The organism is Rhodococcus sp. IEGM 1341 (genome assembly GCF_030056895.1).
Taxonomy (GTDB): Bacteria; Actinomycetota; Actinomycetes; order Mycobacteriales; family Mycobacteriaceae; genus Rhodococcoides.
The window spans coordinates 124,732-140,768 of sequence record NZ_JASHKV010000010.1 but is presented as its reverse complement, the minus strand read 5'-3'; the positions used below and the strand labels follow the sequence as shown (position 1 = coordinate 140,768).

Here is a 16,037-nt window from a genome sequence, read left to right as displayed (position 1 = left end):
AGGAGTACAACAAACGACTGCTCGTTGCGACGACCACGTGAACCCGTCACGAGTTACCACTCACGTGCGACGCAGTCGCTCCAGCCCAATCCGTCCAGTACCGCGCGTGTTCCCGACAGTCCCAATCGTGTTGCGCCCGCGTCGATCATGGCCAGGGCGGCGTCCGTGGTGCGGATGCCGCCGCTGGCCTTGACGCCCAGTCGTCCGCCGACGGTCTCTGCCATCAATCGCACGGCCTCGACGCTCGCGCCGCCGGCCGGATGGAATCCGGTGGACGTCTTGACGAAGTCGGCACCGGCTTTCTCGGCGGCGCGGCACACCTCGACGATCGCCTCGTCGGACAGTGCTGCCGATTCGATGATCACCTTCAGGACAGCGCTTCCGGCGATCCCTTCACGGACGGTGACGATGTCGGCCAGCACCGCGTTGTAGTCCCCCGCGATGGCCGCACCGACGTCGATCACCATGTCGACCTCGTCGGCACCTTGCTGCACCGCGAGCCTGGCCTCGGATCCCTTGATCAACGAGTGATGCTTGCCCGACGGGAATCCCGCGACGACGGCGGTGAGCATTCCTTCGGCGCGAATCGGCAGCATCGAGGGCGATACGCACACCGCGAGCACTCCGAGTTCGCGGCCTTCCTCGATGAGGGCGGCCACGTCGGCCTGCGTGGCTTCGGGCTTGAGCAGCGTGTGGTCGACCATTCCGGCGAGGGCGGCGCGGGTGAGTGTCATGCGGTCCAGCTTTTCACAGCTCTGCCATTCGTAACCCTGTCGGTCTACGATTTTCGGTCATGACCGCAGCCTCGCTCGCCGCCACCTTCAACGCCACCAGCAGGGAGTTCGACGGCCTGACGCCGCAGGTGTGGGGCCCGGCCGGGCAGTCGCTCGCCTTCGCGCTCGAATTGGCCACCGGGGACGCGGTTCTCGACGTCTGTTCCGGCACCGGGGCGTCGGCGATTCCCGCGGCGGCGGCCGTGGGCCCCGACGGTCTCGTGCATGCCATCGATCTCGCCGACGACCTGTTGGAGGTGGGCCGGGTGAAAGCCACCGACCGTGCACTGCGCAACATCGACTTCGTCCTCGCCGACGCCACCGAGTGGGAGCCGCCGTCGACGGTTCCCGACGCCGGCTACGACGCGTTGGCCTGTTCGTACGGCATCTTCTTTCTGCCCGATCCCGAGGGGGATTTCGCTCGTCTGGTGTCTCTGGTTCGTCCGGGCGGTCGCGTCGGGGTGACGGTGTGGCGCAAGGGTGCGATCGAGGCGTTCGCGGGCACGTACTTCGAGGTGATCGGCGCGCATTCGCAGCCGAGCGAGCACGACGGGCCACTCGCGCAGGACGGTTACGACAAGCACCCGATCCGGCGGATGGAGACGGCAGAGCTTCTCTCCGCATGGCTCACCGCGGCAGGCACCACCGATGTCGAGGTCGTGGAGCTGTCCAACCACGTTCCCGCGACGGAGTCGTTCGTGTGGGATCTCGTGCTGGGCAGCGCGATGCGGGGCGCGCTGACACCGTTCGACGAGGCGACCCGGACGCAGATCCGTGCCGACTTCTCCGCGCTGCTGACCGAGCGTGGAATCGACTCGATCGATCTCGGGACACTGGTGGCAACCGGGGTGCGGACGCCCTGAGACAATCGGCGCTATGAGTTCTTCCGTATCCGAGGATCGCCGTTACGTTCTGTCGCTCGGTTGCCCCGACAAGACGGGCATCGTCGCCCGCATCTCGACCTTCCTCGCCGAGGTCGGTGGATGGATCGTCGAGGCCGCCTATCACGCCGATCCCGACACCGGGTGGTTCTTCACCCGGCAGGCCGTACGCGCGTCCTCAGTGGACATGAGCATCGAGGAGCTGCGCACACGTTTCGCCGCGGTGGCCGCCGAACTCGGCCCGGAAACCGAATGGACACTTCATGATTCGGGCGAGCCCAAGCGCGTGGTCCTGCTCGTCAGCAAGGAAGCACACTGCTTGCACGACCTCCTCGGCCGCGCCGCGGGCGGCGAGCTGCCCGCTCAGATCTCCGCGGTGATCGGCAACCACAAGTCACTCGAGCCGATCGCCGCCGCACACGGCACACCGTTTCATCACGTCGAGTTCGCGAAGGATCCGGCCGAGCGCGGTCCTGCCTTCGAGGAGGTGCGGTCGCTGGTCGATTCCTACGACCCGCACGCGGTGGTGCTGGCACGGTTCATGCAGGTTCTCCCCGAGTCGCTGTGCGCGCACTGGGCTGGCCGGGCCATCAACATCCATCACAGCTTCCTGCCGTCGTTCGTCGGCGCTCGTCCGTACCACCAGGCATTCGCGCGGGGCGTGAAACTGATCGGTGCGACGTGCCACTACGTGACGGCCGAGCTCGACGCGGGTCCGATCATCGAGCAGGACGTCATCCGCGTCGATCATTCCGACGAGGTGGTCGACATGGTGCGTCAGGGTCGCGACATCGAGAAGCTGGTGCTTTCCCGCGGTCTGCGGTGGCACCTGGAGGATCGTGTCCTGGTGCACGGCCGCAAGACCGTGGTGTTCAGCTGAAAGCTAGAGATTCCGGAGCCGAACCACTTCGGTGTTGAATTCGTCGATTGCCTCGACGGAGCTCATGTGTCCGATGCCGGGGATGACGATCAGTCTGCTCAGGTGATCGTGGTCGTCCAGGGCGCGGGCGAGTTTGCGGGCGTGCACCGGTGGGGTCAAGCGGTCGGCAGATCCGACGAGCACGCTGGTGGGGACGGACATGTTCGCCAGGGCCTCGCGGATGTCGAGGTCGGTGAGCGCTGCACCCCAGATACCGCGGGTGCGCGGGGCGCATTCGAGGACGATCTTCTCGCAGAACGCCACCTCGGCGGGTGTCGCTCCGGGTGCCATCGAGATGTACTTGATGGCTTGGCGCACCACCGGTGACGGCCGCAACGGAAGTGCCGAGCCGAGTACTGCGCGCCCTACCGGGGTAGGGACCCGTGGAAAGCGTTGCGGCAGCGGGATGACGGTGGTTTCGCGAATCAGGGAGTCGGTCGCGGTGCTGGCGAGGAGCACAGCGCTGACGAGTCGGTCGACCTGTTCGGGATAGTTGCCGGCCCAGGCCATGATGGACATGCCGCCCATGCTGTGTCCCACCATGACGGCCTTGTTGTCCTCGGCCACCGTGGCGGAAAGGATCGCGGAGAGGTCGTCGGCCAGCACGTCGGGGCTCAGCGGTCGCGTCCCGACGTCGCTTCGACCGTGACCGCGCTGGTCGTAGGTGACGACGCGGTAGCGGCCGGCAAGGGCATTGATCTGCGGGTACCAGTAATCGGCCGAGCAGGTCCACCCGTGGCTGAAGACGATCGGTTCGGCATCGGCGTCCCCGTAGCTACGGACGTGCAGGTGCGCACCGTCGTCGGTGACCACCTCGGTGATGTGTGGTTCGAACGTGGGGCGCGCGAGCAACTCGTCGGGCTGCACGTCGGTCGTCTTGGTGAACGAGTGCAGGCGACGCCGCCGGACGACGAATGCACCGACAGAGGCCGCCGCGGCCGCGCTGCCCACTCCGAGCAGCGCGCGTTCGATTACCTTGCGTGAAACCACTGACATTCCCCTCTACCTGTGTCCCCCCGAGCGGGTGCGGTAGAGGGTACGCCCACACCGAAGTGGGCGTCGATGCGACTTACCTACCAGCGGGGTCCGCGCTGGATGCTGTCGACCTTGGGACGGACGTCGACGAGGTACACGCACACGGCGACGACGCCGATGATGCCCAGGAAGCCGATCACACCCGAGACGAGAATGAGCAGTAGACCGATGAACAGAATGGCCAGCCATTTGGTCTTCGTCAGCTTGTCCACTGCTGGAAACGCGTCGGGGCGCTGGCGCAGTGCGTGGAAGATCGCGAATCCTGCGCCCACCACTCCGAGGATCTGGAGAAAGGTCAGGATGTAGTAGCTGAAGCTGCCGGCGATGCTCACGTGCGCCAGTGTACGAGAAACGACCCCTGCGCCGCGCGGCGCAGGGGTCGTTTTCTTTACGAATGCTTTAGCGAGTGGTCTTCTTCGCCGGAGCCTTCTTGGCCGGAGCCGGGGCGGTCTTCTTGGCCGCCGGTGCCGGAGCCGTCTTCTTGGCCGGAGCCGGGGCCTTCTTGATCGGCGAGTTCGCGCTGCTGCGGGTCTTGGCCTCGACCTTGCCTGCCACGCCGCTCACCTTGTCGGAAGCTTCGACGGCCTTGTCCTTGGCCTCGTCGCCTGCTTCGTCGATGTTCTCGGCGAGCTCGTCGGCGGCCTCGGAGATCTCGTCGGCGCCTTCACGAACCTTGTCCGACGCAATGCCGGCCAGAGCAGCGGCGCGCTCGCCGACTGCGCGGGTCTGCGAGGCGACGGTTCCGAGGGCCTGCTCGGTGAGATCGACGACGTCGTTGGCTGCGGTGTTGGCGCGCTCGAGGCCCTCTTCGACGGCCGGGGTGCGGCGGATGCGCTCGACGGTCTCTTCGCCGCGCTCGGCGAGCGAGGTGTAGAGGTCGGAGGCGACCTTGAGGTACGCCTCGGCAACCTTGCGGAGCTCTTCGGGGGTGAAGCGCTCGCGCAGTTCGGCGATCTCGTCGGGAAGCTCTGCGGGCAGGTTCGCGAGCCGCTCGCGCAGGCTCTCGACGCCTTCGGTGACGTCCTCGGAGAGGTCGGCGATGCGGGCGTTGACCTCGCTGGTGCGGCTCTCGGCGCGCGAACGCACCTGAGCGACGACGTCCGCTACTGCCTGGACGACTGCGTCGCCCGCGCCGACGGCGGCGAAGATGGGGGTCTTGACGTTCTCGAAGTTCTTGGAATCAGACATCGGGTGTCTCCTGTTCGTCGGGTTCGGGCTCCTGCGTCGACTCGTTCTCACGACAGAACGAGTCGTAGATCTCGATCAGCACTTGCTTCTGCCGTTCGGTGATGTGCTCATCGCCGAGCAGAGCTTCGCGCACCGGACCGTGGGGACGCGCTTCCAAGATCCCGGCCCGGACGTACAGCACCTCCGAGGAGACGCGCAGACCCTTGGCTATCTGCGCTAGCACTTCTGCGGACGGGTTGCGCAGTCCGCGTTCGATCTGGCTCAGGTAGGGGTTGCTCACTCCGGCTCGGCTGGCGAGTTGCCGCATCGATACCTGCGCGGCTTCCCGTTGCGACCGGATGTAGCTTCCGATGTCCTGAGCTGCAGTCGTCACGACTGCGGCGACAAGATCCCCCGCCTCGGCGACGACCTGCGTCGCCTCGGTCGCCTTGGCGACCAGATCCCCCTCGTCATCGGCCATCTCGGCCTCCTGTTTTCGGTGTCCTACTGGACGGTACCGAAGGGTGCTAACTATTGCAAGCACTCTGCTAGCACTAGTGCCCGAAGATCAGATCCGAGATCGTGTAGATGGCCAGTCCGGCGATGGATCCGACGACGGTTCCGTTTATCCGGATGAACTGCAGATCGCGTCCGACCTGCAGTTCGATCTTCTTGCTCGCTTCCTCAGCGTCCCACCGAGCGACGGTGTCACCGATGATCGTGGTGATCTCGTCGGCGTAGTTCGCGGCGATGTAGCTCGCCCCACCGAGCAGCCAACCGTCCACTTTTCCGCGCAGTTCCTCGTCGTCGCGGAGCCGCACGCCGAGGTTGACGGTGTTCTCCTTGATCTTGGTGCGCAGCGTGCTCGTCGGATCGTCGACCGACTCGGTGATCAGCCGCTTGGCCACCTTCCAGGTCGCCGCCGCGAGCCCGGTGATCTCCTCGCGGCCCATGATCTGCGCCTTGAGCTTCTCCGCCTTCTCGATGGTCGTCGGGTCGTGCTGCAGATCGTTGGCGTAGTCGACCAAGAATTTGTTGGCGGCCAGACGCACGTCGTGCTCGGGGTTGGACCTGATCTTCCAGGTGAACTCGACGAGTTCCTTGTAGACCTTCTCCCCCAGCAGCGTGTCGACGAACTTCGGCGACCAGTTCGGGGAATCTCGCGCCACGACGCGATCGATCATCTCCTGGCTGCCGAGAGCCCATTGGTGGGCGCGCTCGGCGAGCATGTCGATCAACGGCAGCTGACGGTTCTCGCGGAGCAACTCGTCGAGGATCCGGCCGATGGGCGGGCCCCACTGAGGATCGGCGAGACGCCGCACGATGGTGCTGTCGATGACCGCGGTGATGTCCTCGTCGTTGAGCACGTCGACGACGCCGTGCAACACGGTCGCCGCCTCGGCCGCGACGCGTTCGGCGTTGTCGGGCTGAGCGAGCCAGGTACCCAACCGCAACGGAACCTGCGCCGACGCGACCTTCTCGGACACCACCTCGGGGGCGAGGAAGTTGCTGCCCACGAACGAGCTCAAGCTCGCGCCCAGCTGGTCCTTCTTCTTCTTGATCAGAGCCGTGTGCGGAATCGGGATCCCCAGCGGGTGTTTGAACAACGCAGTCACCGCGAACCAGTCCGCGAGCGCGCCGACCATTCCGGCCTCCGACGCCGCGCGCACGTATCCGACCCATGCACCGGCACCCGTCGACTCCTGCCACCGGCAGAAGAGGTAGACGATCGATGCGAAGACGAGAAAGCCCGTCGCCACTGTTTTCATCTTGCGGAGGTCGCGACGTTTGGTCTCGTCGTCGAAGTTCATGAGCTGCACAACCGACATTGTGCCCAGAATCTCGGCAGACCAACCGGACGCAGCCTGCAATGGTGTCGGACAAGGCGCATAGGGTGGGGTTGTGGCGAGAAATACGACGGAGGCAAAGCTGGACGAGTCCGAGCCGAGCGAGGACAAGCCGAAGGTCGAGAAGCCGGACGGCCGAAAACGTCGTTGGCGTGAGCACAAGATCGCCCGCCGCGAAGAGCTCGTCGACGGCACGTTGGCCGCGATCCGGTTGCGCGGCCGCGAGATCGGGATGGACGAGATCGCGTCGGAGATCGGTATCTCCAAGACGGTGCTCTACCGCTACTTCACCGACAAGAACGATCTGACGAGCGCCACCATGTCTCGGTACGTCGAGACCACGCTTGCCCCGCGCATCTACTCGGCGATCGCACACGAACTCGACGAGTACGAGCTCACCCGCATCGTCGTGACCGCCTACGTCGAGACAGTGGCCACCGATCCCGAGGTCTACCTCTACGTCATGGCGAACAACGCCGGCAACAACCGCGATGTCGTCGCCGAGTCCGAGCGGATGATCGCCGAGTTGCTGTCCACGGTGCTGGGCGAACGCCTACGGCAACGCGAAATGGATTCCGGTGGTTCGGTGCCGTGGGCCTTCGCCATCGTCGGCGCGGTCCAGTTGGCCACGCACTGGTGGATCTCCAACAAGTCGATGTCCGCGGACGATCTGATCGATTACCTCTGCATGATGATGTGGGGCGGAATCCACGGGGTCGCGATGGCCGACGGCTCCCCCGCAAAATTCAAGTCACAGCCACATCCGTTGGTCGACGAGGAGCCGAACACGCCTTAGCGCTCGTCGTACCCGTCGTCGTCCACGGGCACTTCTGCTCGTTGATCCAGCACGTCACGGGCGTCGGCCTCGATGGGCAGATCGTCGACGTTCGGCTCGTCCGGCTCGTCTGCGACCGGGAGATTCTGTTCGACGCGATCCTCGGTCGGGGTTTCGATGGGTGAGTCGCTCATGTCTCCATTCGTACCATCGCTCGTCAGTTTGAGATCAGGCCCGGTCGGACATCCGAGAAGGTATGACTACCGAAACATTGACCGGACGCCGCATCGCGATTCTCGCCACCGACGGCGTCGAGCAGGTCGAGCTGGTGCAGCCCCGCGAAGCAGTCGAAAAGGCCGGGGCCTCAGTCACATTGGTCTCGCTCGACCACGGCGACATCCAAGCCATGGAGGGTGACGTCAATGCCGCAGACACTTTCACCGTCGACAGCGTGGTCGCCGACGTCTCGGCCGACGACTTCGACGCATTGATCCTGCCCGGCGGAACCACCAATCCCGATCAACTCCGCGTCGATGCGGACGCCGTGGAGTTCGTCCGCTCGTTCGTACAAGCCCGCAAGCCCGTCGGCGTCATTTGCCACGGGGCCTGGACACTCGTCGAAGCCGACGTTTTGAAGGGCCGGACATTGACGTCCTACCCGAGCATCCGAACCGACATTCGCAACGCCGGTGGCACGGTCGTCGACGAGGAAGTGGTCGTCGACGGCAATCTGATCTCGAGCCGGAACCCGGACGACCTGCCCGCCTTCTGCGCGAAGATCGTGGAGCATTTCAGCGCTTGATAGGTTAGCGTGCCCTATGCGCATTTCTCGTTCCTTGGCTCTGCCTGCGGCAGTCCTCGCCCTCGCTCTCACCCTTTCCGCATGCAGCTCCGACGCCGGCGACGGCGACAGCGCCGATTCCTCCGAGGCCGGCGGTGTCGTCGTGACCGACATGTTCGGCGACGTCGAAGTCCCTGCGAACCCGCAGCGAGTGGTCGCACTCGGTTGGTCCGATGCCGAAACTGCGCTCGCCCTCGGTGTACAACCCGTCGGAGCCAGTGACTGGCTCGGCGTCGGCGGCAACGGCCTCGGTCCATGGGTCGACGAGTCCTACGACACCGACCCCACGATCGTCGGCACCTTCGACGTGAACATGGAATCGGTGGCGGCTCTGGAACCGGACCTGATTCTGTGGACGCGCAGCACCAACGACAAGGCTGTCTACGACGACCTGTCCGACATCGCACCGACCGTCGCGGCACCTCCGGGAACCGACGTCGCCTACGGCACCACCTGGGACGGACAGACCGAGATCGTCGCGCAGGCACTGGGCAAGGTCGACGAGGGCAAGCAGCTCGTCGACGAGACCGAGGCACTGTTCGAAAACACCATCGCGGCCAACCCCGAATTCGCCGACAAGACCGTCGCCGTCGGCACGCTCTACAGCGGACAGGTCGGTGCCTACGTCCGCGGCGACACCCGCGTCGACTTCCTCGAATCGCTCGGCCTGACCAACACACCGGCCGTCCAGGACCGCGCCGAGCCCGGAGCGTTCAGCATCGAACTGTCCGAGGAGAACATCTCCGCTCTCGACGCCGACCTCACCGTCATGTTTCCCATCGGCACCGGACCCGAGGTGATCACCGACAACCCGTCGATCCAGGGCCTGCCGTCGGCACGGGACGGACGCCTCGTGGTCCTCGGTGACACGAACCTGTCCAACGCCTTCTCGGCCGCCTCGGTCGCAGGCACCCGATACGCACTGGAAAACGCGGTGCCACTGTTCGCGGCACCGTTGAAGGGCTAGATCACAAGCCCGCCGGGGATCGTCACACCCTCCCTGGCGGGCTTGTTACACCCTGCCCGGGGGCTTTTCACACTCTCCCTGGTGGGAATCCACCCGCGGCGATCGGTCCCCAGGTGTCGATCACGATGCGTATCAACGACTTTCCCTGCTTCACCATCGCCGCGCGGTACTCGTCCCAGTCCGAGTGCTCGCCGGCGATGCTGCGGAAGTACTCAACCAGCGGCTCGACGGCGTCGGGAAGATCGATGATCTCGGCCGTACCGTCGACCTGGACGTAGTCGCCGTTCCAGTCGTCACTGTGCACCAGCACCGTGACGGCGGAATTACGGCGGATGTTGTGCACCTTCGCGCGCTCGGGATAGGTGGCGATGACGATGCGGCCTTCCGAGTCCACTCCGGCCGAGACCGGGGAGACCTGCAGACCGTCGTCGCGCTTGCGGGTGATCAGGGTGTGGTGGTGCCGCGGAGATACGAATTCGAGCAGTTGCTCACGCGACACGGTCTCTGCTTTTGCAATGGTAGGGGCCATGAATCCCATGGTAGAGAAGTAGTCTTCTCGCCTATGGCCGACAAGTCGAAACTGTGGACTCTTTCTCCCGTCGATGTGCTGCGGGCCAGTTCCTCTCCCCGTGTGGAGGACATCGACTTCACGGCAACTCCGGGTTTCGACGGCGCGAAAGCGCACGGCAACGACGTGCTCGAGCAGCGCGGTGCAGTGCTGGCAGCGCTGCAGGAAAAGCTCTATGCCCACGGGCGCGCAGGCGGAACCAAGTCGGTTCTGCTGGTGCTGCAGGGCATGGACACCGCAGGCAAGGGCGGCATGGTCAAACACGTCATCGGGATGGTCGATCCGCAGGGCGTCGACCTCGCCTCGTTCGGGGTGCCGACTCAGGAAGAGAAGCAACACCACTACCTGTGGCGCATCCGCAAGGCACTTCCGCGGGCCGGCCGGATCGGGGTGTTCGATCGGTCCCACTACGAGGACGTTCTCGTCGTCGCGGTTCACGATCTGGTGCCGCGGCAGGTGTGGGAGAAGCGATTCGACGAGATCAACGCCTTCGAGAAGGAATTGGTCGACGAGGACACCGTCGTGGTCAAGGTGGCCTTGTTCGTCTCGGCGGACGAGCAGAAGAAGCGACTGCAGGAGCGACTCGACCGACCCGAGAAGCACTGGAAGTACAACCCGGGCGACGTCACCGAGCGTGGATTCCTGGCGCAGTACCGGGCGGCGTATCAGCGGGTTCTCGATCGCACGGATTTCGACCATGCGCCCTGGTACGTCGTCCCCGCCGACCGCAAGTGGTACAGCCGCTTGGCCGTCACGGAGATCCTGATCGACACGTTGGAGAAGCTCGATCTCGATTGGCCGCCTGCGGATTTCGACGTCGAGCACGAGAAGAAGCGACTGGCCGAGAGCTGAACCCACTTCGAAAGCGTGAATGGTCCATCGACCCCCGTCTGGGCAGGTCAACGGACCATTCACTCGTCCAAGGTGACAGTTACAGCGTGGCTGCGTCGATCACGAAGCGGTAGCGCACGTCGGACTTGATGACGCGGTCGTAGGCCTCGTTGATCTTCTCGGCCGGGATGACCTCGATCTCGGCACCGATGTGGTGCTCGGCGCAGAAGTCCAGCATTTCCTGGGTCTCGGCGATGCCGCCGACCATGGAACCGGCGAACGAACGACGGTTGGCCAGCAGGTTGAAGGCGGGCACCTCGAGCGGCTTCTCGGGAACGCCGAGCTCGACGAGGGTGCCGTTGCGGGCGAGCAGTCCGAGGTACTTGCCCATCGGCAGGTTCGCCGAGACGGTGTTGAGGATCAGGTCGAACTTGCCCTGCAGATCCTTCAGCGCCGTGGTGTCCTTGGTTGCGTAGTACTCGTCGGCACCGTAGGCCTTGCCGTCGGCCTCTTTGGCGTCGGTCTGGCTCAGGACGGTGACGTGCGCACCCATGGCGTGGGCGATCTTGACGCCGATGTGTCCGAGGCCGCCCATACCGATGATGGCGACCTTCTTGTCGGGGCCGGCTCCCCAGTGCTTGAGCGGTGAGTACAGCGTGATGCCTGCACACAGCAGGGGTGCGGCGACGTCGAGCTCGACGCCTTCCGGGATGCCGAGGACGAACTTCTCCGTCACGACGATCTGGGTGGAGTAGCCGCCGTGGGTGAACTCGCCCTCGTAGGTCTCCGAGTTGTAGGTCTGTACGACGCCCTTGGTGCAGTACTGCTCGTCGCCGTCCTTGCACGCCTCGCACTCGCCACAGGAGTCGACGAAGCAGCCGACGCCGACGCGGTCGCCCACCTTGCGGGTGGTCACCTCGGAGCCGACCTCGGCCACGATGCCTGCGATCTCGTGCCCGGGAACGACGGGGTACGTGGTGCCGCCCCACTCGTTACGGGCGGTGTGGATGTCGGAGTGGCAGATGCCGGCGAACTTGACGTCGATGAGGATGTCGTTCGGTCCGACGGCGCGCCGCTCGATCGTCGCCTTCTCGAGCGGGGCGTCCGGAGCGGTGGCCTGGTAAGCGGTAGCTGAAGTCATATCTATATTGCTACCTACGCATCAGTGCGAGCGCAAGGCAGCTACCGCCTCGACCAGGCTATTCCTGCTCTAAACGAGTCGTTCGCAACAGTAACGTCAGCTGTTCTTGGCGATATTGATGCCGAGCCACCCAACGTACGCCACCAGACCGACCAGTCCGATCTTACGCGTCCCGGGGTATGCGATCGCCGCGCCGACGGCCAATTCGGTGGCTCCGTTGCGACTGATCCAGGTTCGAGTGTCCTTGGGGAACGGGAGCTTGGTGATTCCCTCGAACGCCTCCGGCACCACGAAGTGGGCGGCACCGGTCGCGGCCAACCCGATCCCGAATGCCTTGGGAACCACACCGTTCGACTTCGTGGACTTGCTCACTGACACGCTCCTGTGATCGAAGTGACTGCGTTCGCAGACCGACAATAGCGCTCCGACGACCGTCGCGGGGCAACCCGCCCGCCGCGGCGTCTACTTTGCGATCCGGCCGTTCTCGTAGCGGTAGAACCCGGCTCCGGCCTTCTTGCCCACGTGCCCCGATTCGACCATGTGCAGCAGCAGCGGGGGCGCCAGGAAGAGAGGTTCTCCGAACTCCGAATACATGGCGTCGGCAATGGCTTTGACCGTGTCGAGCCCCACGAGATCGGCGAGCGCGAGCGGCCCCATCGGGTGCGCCAGACCGAGCACCGTCGCCTTGTCCACGTCTTCCTTGGTGGCGAATCCGGATTCGACCATGCGAATCGCAGAGAGCAGATACGGCACGAGCAACGCGTTGACGACGAAGCCCGAGCGATCGGCCGAGCGCACGACCTGTTTGCCGAGAACGTCGCCTGCGAATCGCTCGGCGCGGTCGGCCACTGCCGGTGCGGTCAGGTCGGTGGTGACGAGTTCGACGAGTGGCAGTACCGGGACCGGGTTGAAGAAGTGCAGACCGACGACGCGGCCGGGTGCCGTCGTCGCGGCTCCCAGGCTGACGATGGGAATGGAGGAGGTGTTCGAGGCGATGACGGCGTCGGGGTCGGTCACCACCGAGTCGAGCTCGGCGAAGATGTCGGCTTTGATCTTCTCGTCTTCGAGCACTGCTTCGACGACGAGTTGGCGATCGCCGAAGTCTGCGAGGTCGGAGGTGAATCGCAGCCTGGCCGCGGCGTGCTCTCGCTCGCGTTCGGTGATCTTGCCGCTGCTCACTCCGCGGTCGAGGGACCTCAGGATGCGGGTGCGCCCGGCGCTGGTCAGTTCGCGGGTCTGTTCGTGGACCAACACATCGACATGGGCGCGGGCACACACCTCGGCTATTCCTGCCCCCATCTGCCCCGCTCCGACGATCCCCACCCTCTCGACCGTCATACAGCAAACTCCTAGCCAATAATGTTGCAGCACAACAGCTTTTAGTGAGATGAGGGTAACTCTTGCCGGGTACGTCCAAAACCTTCGTTGTACAGAACAGGCGGCCCGCAACGAAAGTTGCGGACCGCCCGACTAGTGCGCTGAAGGTCAGGAGAGGCGGTTAATGAAACTGGCCTTCTTCGGTGGAGCCCTTCAGTGCAGCCGTCGAGGTGTTGGGGTCGACGGTGGTGGCGATGCGGTCGAAGTAGCCGGCACCGACCTCACGCTGGTGCTTGATGGCGGTGAAGCCGCGCTCTTCGGCAGCCTTGAACTCGCGCTCCTGCAGGTCGACGAACGCGGTCATGCCTTCGCGGGCGTAGCCGTGTGCCAGGTCGAACATGCCGTAGTTGAGCGAGTGGAAGCCTGCGAGGGTGATGAACTGGAACTTGAAGCCCATGGCTCCGAGTTCCTTCTGGAACTTGGCGATGGTCGCGTCGTCCAGGTGCGCCTTCCAGTTGAACGAAGGCGAGCAGTTGTAGGCGAGCAGCTGGTCCGGGAATTCGCTGCGAACCGACTCGGAGAACTTCTTGGCGACCTCGAGATCCGGCACGCCGGTCTCCATCCAGATGAGGTCTGCGTACGGGGCGTAGGCCTTCGCACGGGCGATGCAGGGCTCGATGCCGTTCTTGACGCCGAAGAAGCCTTCTGCGGTGCGGGTTCCGTCGAGGAACTCACGGTCACGCTCGTCGACGTCGGAGGTGATCAGCGTGGCTGCCTCGGCGTCGGTGCGGGCGATGATGACCGACGGGACGTCGGCGACGTCGGACGCGAGGCGTGCCGAGGTCAGGGTACGGATGTGCTGCTGGGTGGGGATCAGAACCTTGCCGCCGAGGTGGCCGCACTTCTTCTCCGATGCGAGCTGGTCCTCCCAGTGCACGCCTGCGGCGCCGGCCACGATCATGGCCTTCTGCAGCTCGTAGGCGTTCAGTGCGCCACCGAAGCCGGCTTCGGCGTCGGCGACGATCGGGGCGACCCAGTTCTTGACGGAGGTGTCGCCTTCGATCTTGGCGATCTCGTCGGCACGCAGGAGCGCGTTGTTGATGCGACGGACGACCGAGGGGACCGAGTTGGCAGGGTAGAGGCTCTGGTCCGGGTAGGTGTGGCCCGAGAGGTTGGCGTCGCCTGCGACCTGCCAGCCGGAGAGGTAGATCGCCTGGAGGCCGGCGCGAATCTGCTGCACGGCCTGGTTGCCGGTGAGGGCACCGAGCGAGTTGATGTAGTCCTCGTTGTTGACGAGGTCCCACAGGATCTCGCTGCCGCGGCGAGCGAGGGTCGCTTCTTCGACGACGGTGCCCTGGAGGTCGGAGACCTGCTGTGCGGTGAAGTTACGGGTGACGCCCTTCCAGCGGGGGTTGGTGTCCCAATCCTGCTGGATCTCGGCGATGGTCTTCGGGGTGCCGGTGGTCGACATCTTCAGCTCCAGTCTCTTCTGCTTCTCGGCCTGCCTCGAGACGAATCTTCACATCGTTGCCAGGCCCTTCTGGTGTACTCCAAAACAATGGCACAACCGAAAACATGCGTCTACCAGTTGTTAGTGCCAATCTTGGCTAGCTTTCCCGAGCACCTTGCTAATGTTGCAAAGTTTTGGTCGATGCAAACCTCTCGGATCGGACGGCATGGTTACTCGCCAGTAGCGATGAAACCCCAGTTGATGAACGCAATGAACAAAAACTCATACAGGACGCTTGTACGGTTTGGCGCAGCCGTCTGAATCGAGTCAGAAACCGACACTTCTGTGACCGACATCACAGTACTCTTATCTCAAAATGTGGACATGCATGGGGTGCTCCACTCGACGCCTGTGCCTCGGGAATCACGCCGCCGACGCCCCCGAGTGGAGCGCAACGTGCACTCATCCACAGCCACGCACCTATCCACAGGGCATTCCATTCCCCCAGGTCGAGCTTCGAGGGACATCTGCACCATCCCCGACGCTGCAAACATGACACCCGACGCAGGCTCCACTCCCGGCCCCGCCACTTTTCAGCAGCTCCTGGCCTCCGGACTCCACCCCAGCACCGTCTCGCGACGCTTCACCCGTGTTCTGCCGACGGTCCACATGCGCGGGGAACCGTCGACGATGGATCGGTGTCGGGCAGTTTCGCTGTGGCGACCGGACGCCGTGCTCAGTCACCGGTCGGCCGCATACCTACGGGGCTGGACGACCGAACCGACCACCCTCGACGCCACGGTCCCTCTCTCGGTGAGATTGCGGCCACCGCCATGGCTTCGGCTGCACCGTCGGACACTCGATTCCAGGCTCGTCGACGAGGTCGAAACCCTGCCGTGCACCACTCCCGCACAGGCGATTCTCGATTGCCTGGCGGTACTCCCCCGCGCCGAGGCCGAGTTGCTGATCGACGAACGCCTGAAGTTCGGACTCGACCCCGCGTCGCTGCTCCGCCTGCTCGAACGATTCCCGGGTCGACGCGGCAACGCCGAGTTGGCTCGCCAAGTTCGGCTGGCTGTGACCAGATTCGCCTCGGAACCGGAGCGGGCATTGGGACGCGCTGCACCGGATCGGGCTGTACCTGGAGATGAATGCGGCAGTCGGTCCGTACATCTGCGACCTCGTCGACCGTCGCAGCCGAACGATCGTCGAAGTGGACGGACGCGAATTCCACAGTGCAGCTGGGGTATTCAGCAAGGATCGGCGCAGGCAGAACGCGCTGGTGCTCGATCGCTGGCTGGTTCTGCGCTACTCGGCATTCGACGTACTGGCCGCACCGGACGTCATCGCAGGCGAGATTGCGTCGGTGATCCGACGACGTCGGGAATCGAGGCGATGACTGCACACGGTGCTCCACTCCCGTGCTCGTATGCGGGGTCTAGCGAATCTGTCGCGTCGAGTGGAGCACCGGTTGCACCAGGCCATGAAAGCACAGAATGCTCCACTCCCGAAGCTGTGCACGACA

The 16,037-nt window shown here is 64.6% G+C and carries 19 protein-coding genes; 7 read left to right on the top strand and 12 right to left on the bottom strand.

Going from position 1 to position 16,037, the window contains the following annotated elements; translation table 11 throughout:
* Positions 1 to 53 precede the first annotated feature (53 nt).
* On the bottom strand, positions 54 to 734 hold the full coding sequence (deoC, locus tag QM615_RS19690) for a deoxyribose-phosphate aldolase (protein WP_410482242.1): 681 nt from the start codon (positions 732 to 734) through the stop codon (positions 54 to 56).
* Between the two features lie 59 nt (positions 735 to 793).
* Between deoC and QM615_RS19685 the strand changes: the two genes are divergently transcribed.
* Both QM615_RS19685 and purU read left to right on the top strand, forming a co-directional pair.
* Positions 794 to 1,636: a class I SAM-dependent methyltransferase gene (locus QM615_RS19685; protein WP_149406631.1), complete on the top strand. Its 843-nt coding sequence runs from the start codon at positions 794 to 796 to the stop codon at positions 1,634 to 1,636.
* Between the two features lie 13 nt (positions 1,637 to 1,649).
* Complete coding sequence (purU, locus tag QM615_RS19680) at positions 1,650 to 2,534, top strand: formyltetrahydrofolate deformylase (RefSeq protein WP_094641049.1); 885 nt, start codon at positions 1,650 to 1,652, stop codon at positions 2,532 to 2,534.
* A 3-nt stretch (positions 2,535 to 2,537) separates the two neighbouring features.
* Here purU and QM615_RS19675 read toward each other — a convergent pair whose 3' ends face one another.
* The 5 genes from QM615_RS19675 to QM615_RS19655 form a co-directional block, all read right to left on the bottom strand.
* The gene (locus QM615_RS19675) at positions 2,538 to 3,569 is read right to left on the bottom strand and encodes an alpha/beta fold hydrolase (protein ID WP_269595137.1); all 1,032 of its coding nucleotides are present in this window, start codon (positions 3,567 to 3,569) and stop codon (positions 2,538 to 2,540) included.
* Between the two features lie 77 nt (positions 3,570 to 3,646).
* Entirely contained in the window at positions 3,647 to 3,940 is a 294-nt protein-coding gene (locus QM615_RS19670) for a DUF2516 family protein (RefSeq protein WP_068046153.1), read from the bottom strand.
* Positions 3,941 to 4,007: 67 nt separating this feature from the next.
* Complete coding sequence (locus QM615_RS19665) at positions 4,008 to 4,796, bottom strand: heparin-binding hemagglutinin (RefSeq protein WP_283347794.1); 789 nt, start codon at positions 4,794 to 4,796, stop codon at positions 4,008 to 4,010.
* Entirely contained in the window at positions 4,789 to 5,256 is a 468-nt protein-coding gene (locus tag QM615_RS19660; RefSeq protein ID WP_052047273.1) for a helix-turn-helix domain-containing protein, read from the bottom strand. Before QM615_RS19660 ends, QM615_RS19665 begins: the two co-directional genes overlap by 8 nt.
* 73 nt (positions 5,257 to 5,329) lie before the next feature.
* Entirely contained in the window at positions 5,330 to 6,604 is a 1,275-nt protein-coding gene (locus tag QM615_RS19655) for a DUF445 domain-containing protein (protein WP_188078706.1), read from the bottom strand.
* 73 nt (positions 6,605 to 6,677) lie between these two features.
* Between QM615_RS19655 and QM615_RS19650 the strand changes: the two genes are divergently transcribed.
* Positions 6,678 to 7,418: a TetR/AcrR family transcriptional regulator gene (locus tag QM615_RS19650; RefSeq protein WP_068046163.1), complete on the top strand. Its 741-nt coding sequence runs from the start codon at positions 6,678 to 6,680 to the stop codon at positions 7,416 to 7,418.
* Here QM615_RS19650 and QM615_RS19645 read toward each other — a convergent pair.
* Complete coding sequence (locus QM615_RS19645; protein ID WP_188078705.1) at positions 7,415 to 7,591, bottom strand: hypothetical protein; 177 nt, start codon at positions 7,589 to 7,591, stop codon at positions 7,415 to 7,417. The two genes, QM615_RS19650 and QM615_RS19645, sit on opposite strands and share 4 nt — an antisense overlap.
* A 62-nt stretch (positions 7,592 to 7,653) precedes the next feature.
* Here QM615_RS19645 and QM615_RS19640 point away from each other — a divergent pair, with 62 nt between their 5' ends.
* The gene (locus QM615_RS19640; RefSeq protein ID WP_188078704.1) at positions 7,654 to 8,199 is read left to right on the top strand and encodes a type 1 glutamine amidotransferase domain-containing protein; all 546 of its coding nucleotides are present in this window, start codon (positions 7,654 to 7,656) and stop codon (positions 8,197 to 8,199) included.
* Positions 8,200 to 8,215: 16 nt separating this feature from the next.
* Positions 8,216 to 9,205 carry an iron-siderophore ABC transporter substrate-binding protein gene (locus QM615_RS19635; protein WP_269595135.1) on the top strand — a complete coding sequence of 330 codons (990 nt, stop codon included), beginning with the start codon at positions 8,216 to 8,218 and terminating at the stop codon, positions 9,203 to 9,205.
* 67 nt (positions 9,206 to 9,272) lie between these two features.
* Here QM615_RS19635 and QM615_RS19630 read toward each other — a convergent pair whose 3' ends face one another.
* The gene (locus QM615_RS19630; protein WP_068046196.1) at positions 9,273 to 9,734 is read right to left on the bottom strand and encodes a PPOX class F420-dependent oxidoreductase; all 462 of its coding nucleotides are present in this window, start codon (positions 9,732 to 9,734) and stop codon (positions 9,273 to 9,275) included.
* A gap of 33 nt (positions 9,735 to 9,767) precedes the next feature.
* Between QM615_RS19630 and QM615_RS19625 the strand changes: the two genes are divergently transcribed.
* Complete coding sequence (locus QM615_RS19625; protein WP_269595134.1) at positions 9,768 to 10,625, top strand: PPK2 family polyphosphate kinase; 858 nt, start codon at positions 9,768 to 9,770, stop codon at positions 10,623 to 10,625.
* A gap of 79 nt (positions 10,626 to 10,704) precedes the next feature.
* On the opposite strand, the gene QM615_RS19620 is transcribed toward QM615_RS19625, so the two are convergent.
* The 4 genes from QM615_RS19620 to aceA all read right to left on the bottom strand — a co-directional run bounded on the left by QM615_RS19620 (position 10,705) and on the right by aceA (position 14,533).
* Positions 10,705 to 11,745 (bottom strand): NAD(P)-dependent alcohol dehydrogenase, encoded by a 1,041-nt coding sequence (locus tag QM615_RS19620; RefSeq protein WP_068046175.1) that lies wholly within the window; start codon positions 11,743 to 11,745, stop codon positions 10,705 to 10,707.
* Positions 11,746 to 11,841: 96 nt separating this feature from the next.
* Positions 11,842 to 12,117 (bottom strand): DoxX-related protein, encoded by a 276-nt coding sequence (locus QM615_RS19615; protein ID WP_068046176.1) that lies wholly within the window; start codon positions 12,115 to 12,117, stop codon positions 11,842 to 11,844.
* A 90-nt stretch (positions 12,118 to 12,207) separates the two neighbouring features.
* The gene (locus tag QM615_RS19610; protein ID WP_149406627.1) at positions 12,208 to 13,083 is read right to left on the bottom strand and encodes a 3-hydroxybutyryl-CoA dehydrogenase; all 876 of its coding nucleotides are present in this window, start codon (positions 13,081 to 13,083) and stop codon (positions 12,208 to 12,210) included.
* Positions 13,084 to 13,243: 160 nt separating this feature from the next.
* The gene (aceA, locus tag QM615_RS19605) at positions 13,244 to 14,533 is read right to left on the bottom strand and encodes an isocitrate lyase (RefSeq protein ID WP_037186862.1); all 1,290 of its coding nucleotides are present in this window, start codon (positions 14,531 to 14,533) and stop codon (positions 13,244 to 13,246) included.
* A gap of 1,126 nt (positions 14,534 to 15,659) precedes the next feature.
* Here aceA and QM615_RS19600 point away from each other — a divergent pair.
* A complete protein-coding gene (locus QM615_RS19600) occupies positions 15,660 to 15,911 on the top strand; it encodes an endonuclease domain-containing protein (RefSeq protein ID WP_149406626.1) in 252 nt (83 codons plus the stop codon).
* The last annotated feature ends 126 nt before the right edge of the window (positions 15,912 to 16,037 follow it).

What these genes read in the sequence shown, in the direction of transcription:
- deoC (WP_410482242.1), bottom strand. Translation starts at nt 734, where the DNA reads ATGACACTCACCCGCGCCGCCCTCGCCGGAATGGTCGACCACACGCTG.
- QM615_RS19685 (WP_149406631.1), top strand. Translation starts at nt 794, where the DNA reads ATGACCGCAGCCTCGCTCGCCGCCACCTTCAACGCCACCAGCAGGGAG.
- purU (WP_094641049.1), top strand. Translation starts at nt 1,650, where the DNA reads ATGAGTTCTTCCGTATCCGAGGATCGCCGTTACGTTCTGTCGCTCGGT.
- QM615_RS19675 (WP_269595137.1), bottom strand. Translation starts at nt 3,569, where the DNA reads ATGTCAGTGGTTTCACGCAAGGTAATCGAACGCGCGCTGCTCGGAGTG.
- QM615_RS19665 (WP_283347794.1), bottom strand. Translation starts at nt 4,796, where the DNA reads ATGTCTGATTCCAAGAACTTCGAGAACGTCAAGACCCCCATCTTCGCC.
- QM615_RS19660 (WP_052047273.1), bottom strand. Translation starts at nt 5,256, where the DNA reads ATGGCCGATGACGAGGGGGATCTGGTCGCCAAGGCGACCGAGGCGACG.
- QM615_RS19655 (WP_188078706.1), bottom strand. Translation starts at nt 6,604, where the DNA reads ATGTCGGTTGTGCAGCTCATGAACTTCGACGACGAGACCAAACGTCGC.
- QM615_RS19645 (WP_188078705.1), bottom strand. Translation starts at nt 7,591, where the DNA reads ATGAGCGACTCACCCATCGAAACCCCGACCGAGGATCGCGTCGAACAG.
- QM615_RS19640 (WP_188078704.1), top strand. Translation starts at nt 7,654, where the DNA reads ATGACTACCGAAACATTGACCGGACGCCGCATCGCGATTCTCGCCACC.
- QM615_RS19635 (WP_269595135.1), top strand. Translation starts at nt 8,216, where the DNA reads ATGCGCATTTCTCGTTCCTTGGCTCTGCCTGCGGCAGTCCTCGCCCTC.
- QM615_RS19630 (WP_068046196.1), bottom strand. Translation starts at nt 9,734, where the DNA reads ATGGCCCCTACCATTGCAAAAGCAGAGACCGTGTCGCGTGAGCAACTG.
- QM615_RS19625 (WP_269595134.1), top strand. Translation starts at nt 9,768, where the DNA reads ATGGCCGACAAGTCGAAACTGTGGACTCTTTCTCCCGTCGATGTGCTG.
- QM615_RS19620 (WP_068046175.1), bottom strand. Translation starts at nt 11,745, where the DNA reads ATGACTTCAGCTACCGCTTACCAGGCCACCGCTCCGGACGCCCCGCTC.
- QM615_RS19610 (WP_149406627.1), bottom strand. Translation starts at nt 13,083, where the DNA reads ATGACGGTCGAGAGGGTGGGGATCGTCGGAGCGGGGCAGATGGGGGCA.
- aceA (WP_037186862.1), bottom strand. Translation starts at nt 14,533, where the DNA reads ATGTCGACCACCGGCACCCCGAAGACCATCGCCGAGATCCAGCAGGAT.
- QM615_RS19600 (WP_149406626.1), top strand. Translation starts at nt 15,660, where the DNA reads ATGAATGCGGCAGTCGGTCCGTACATCTGCGACCTCGTCGACCGTCGC.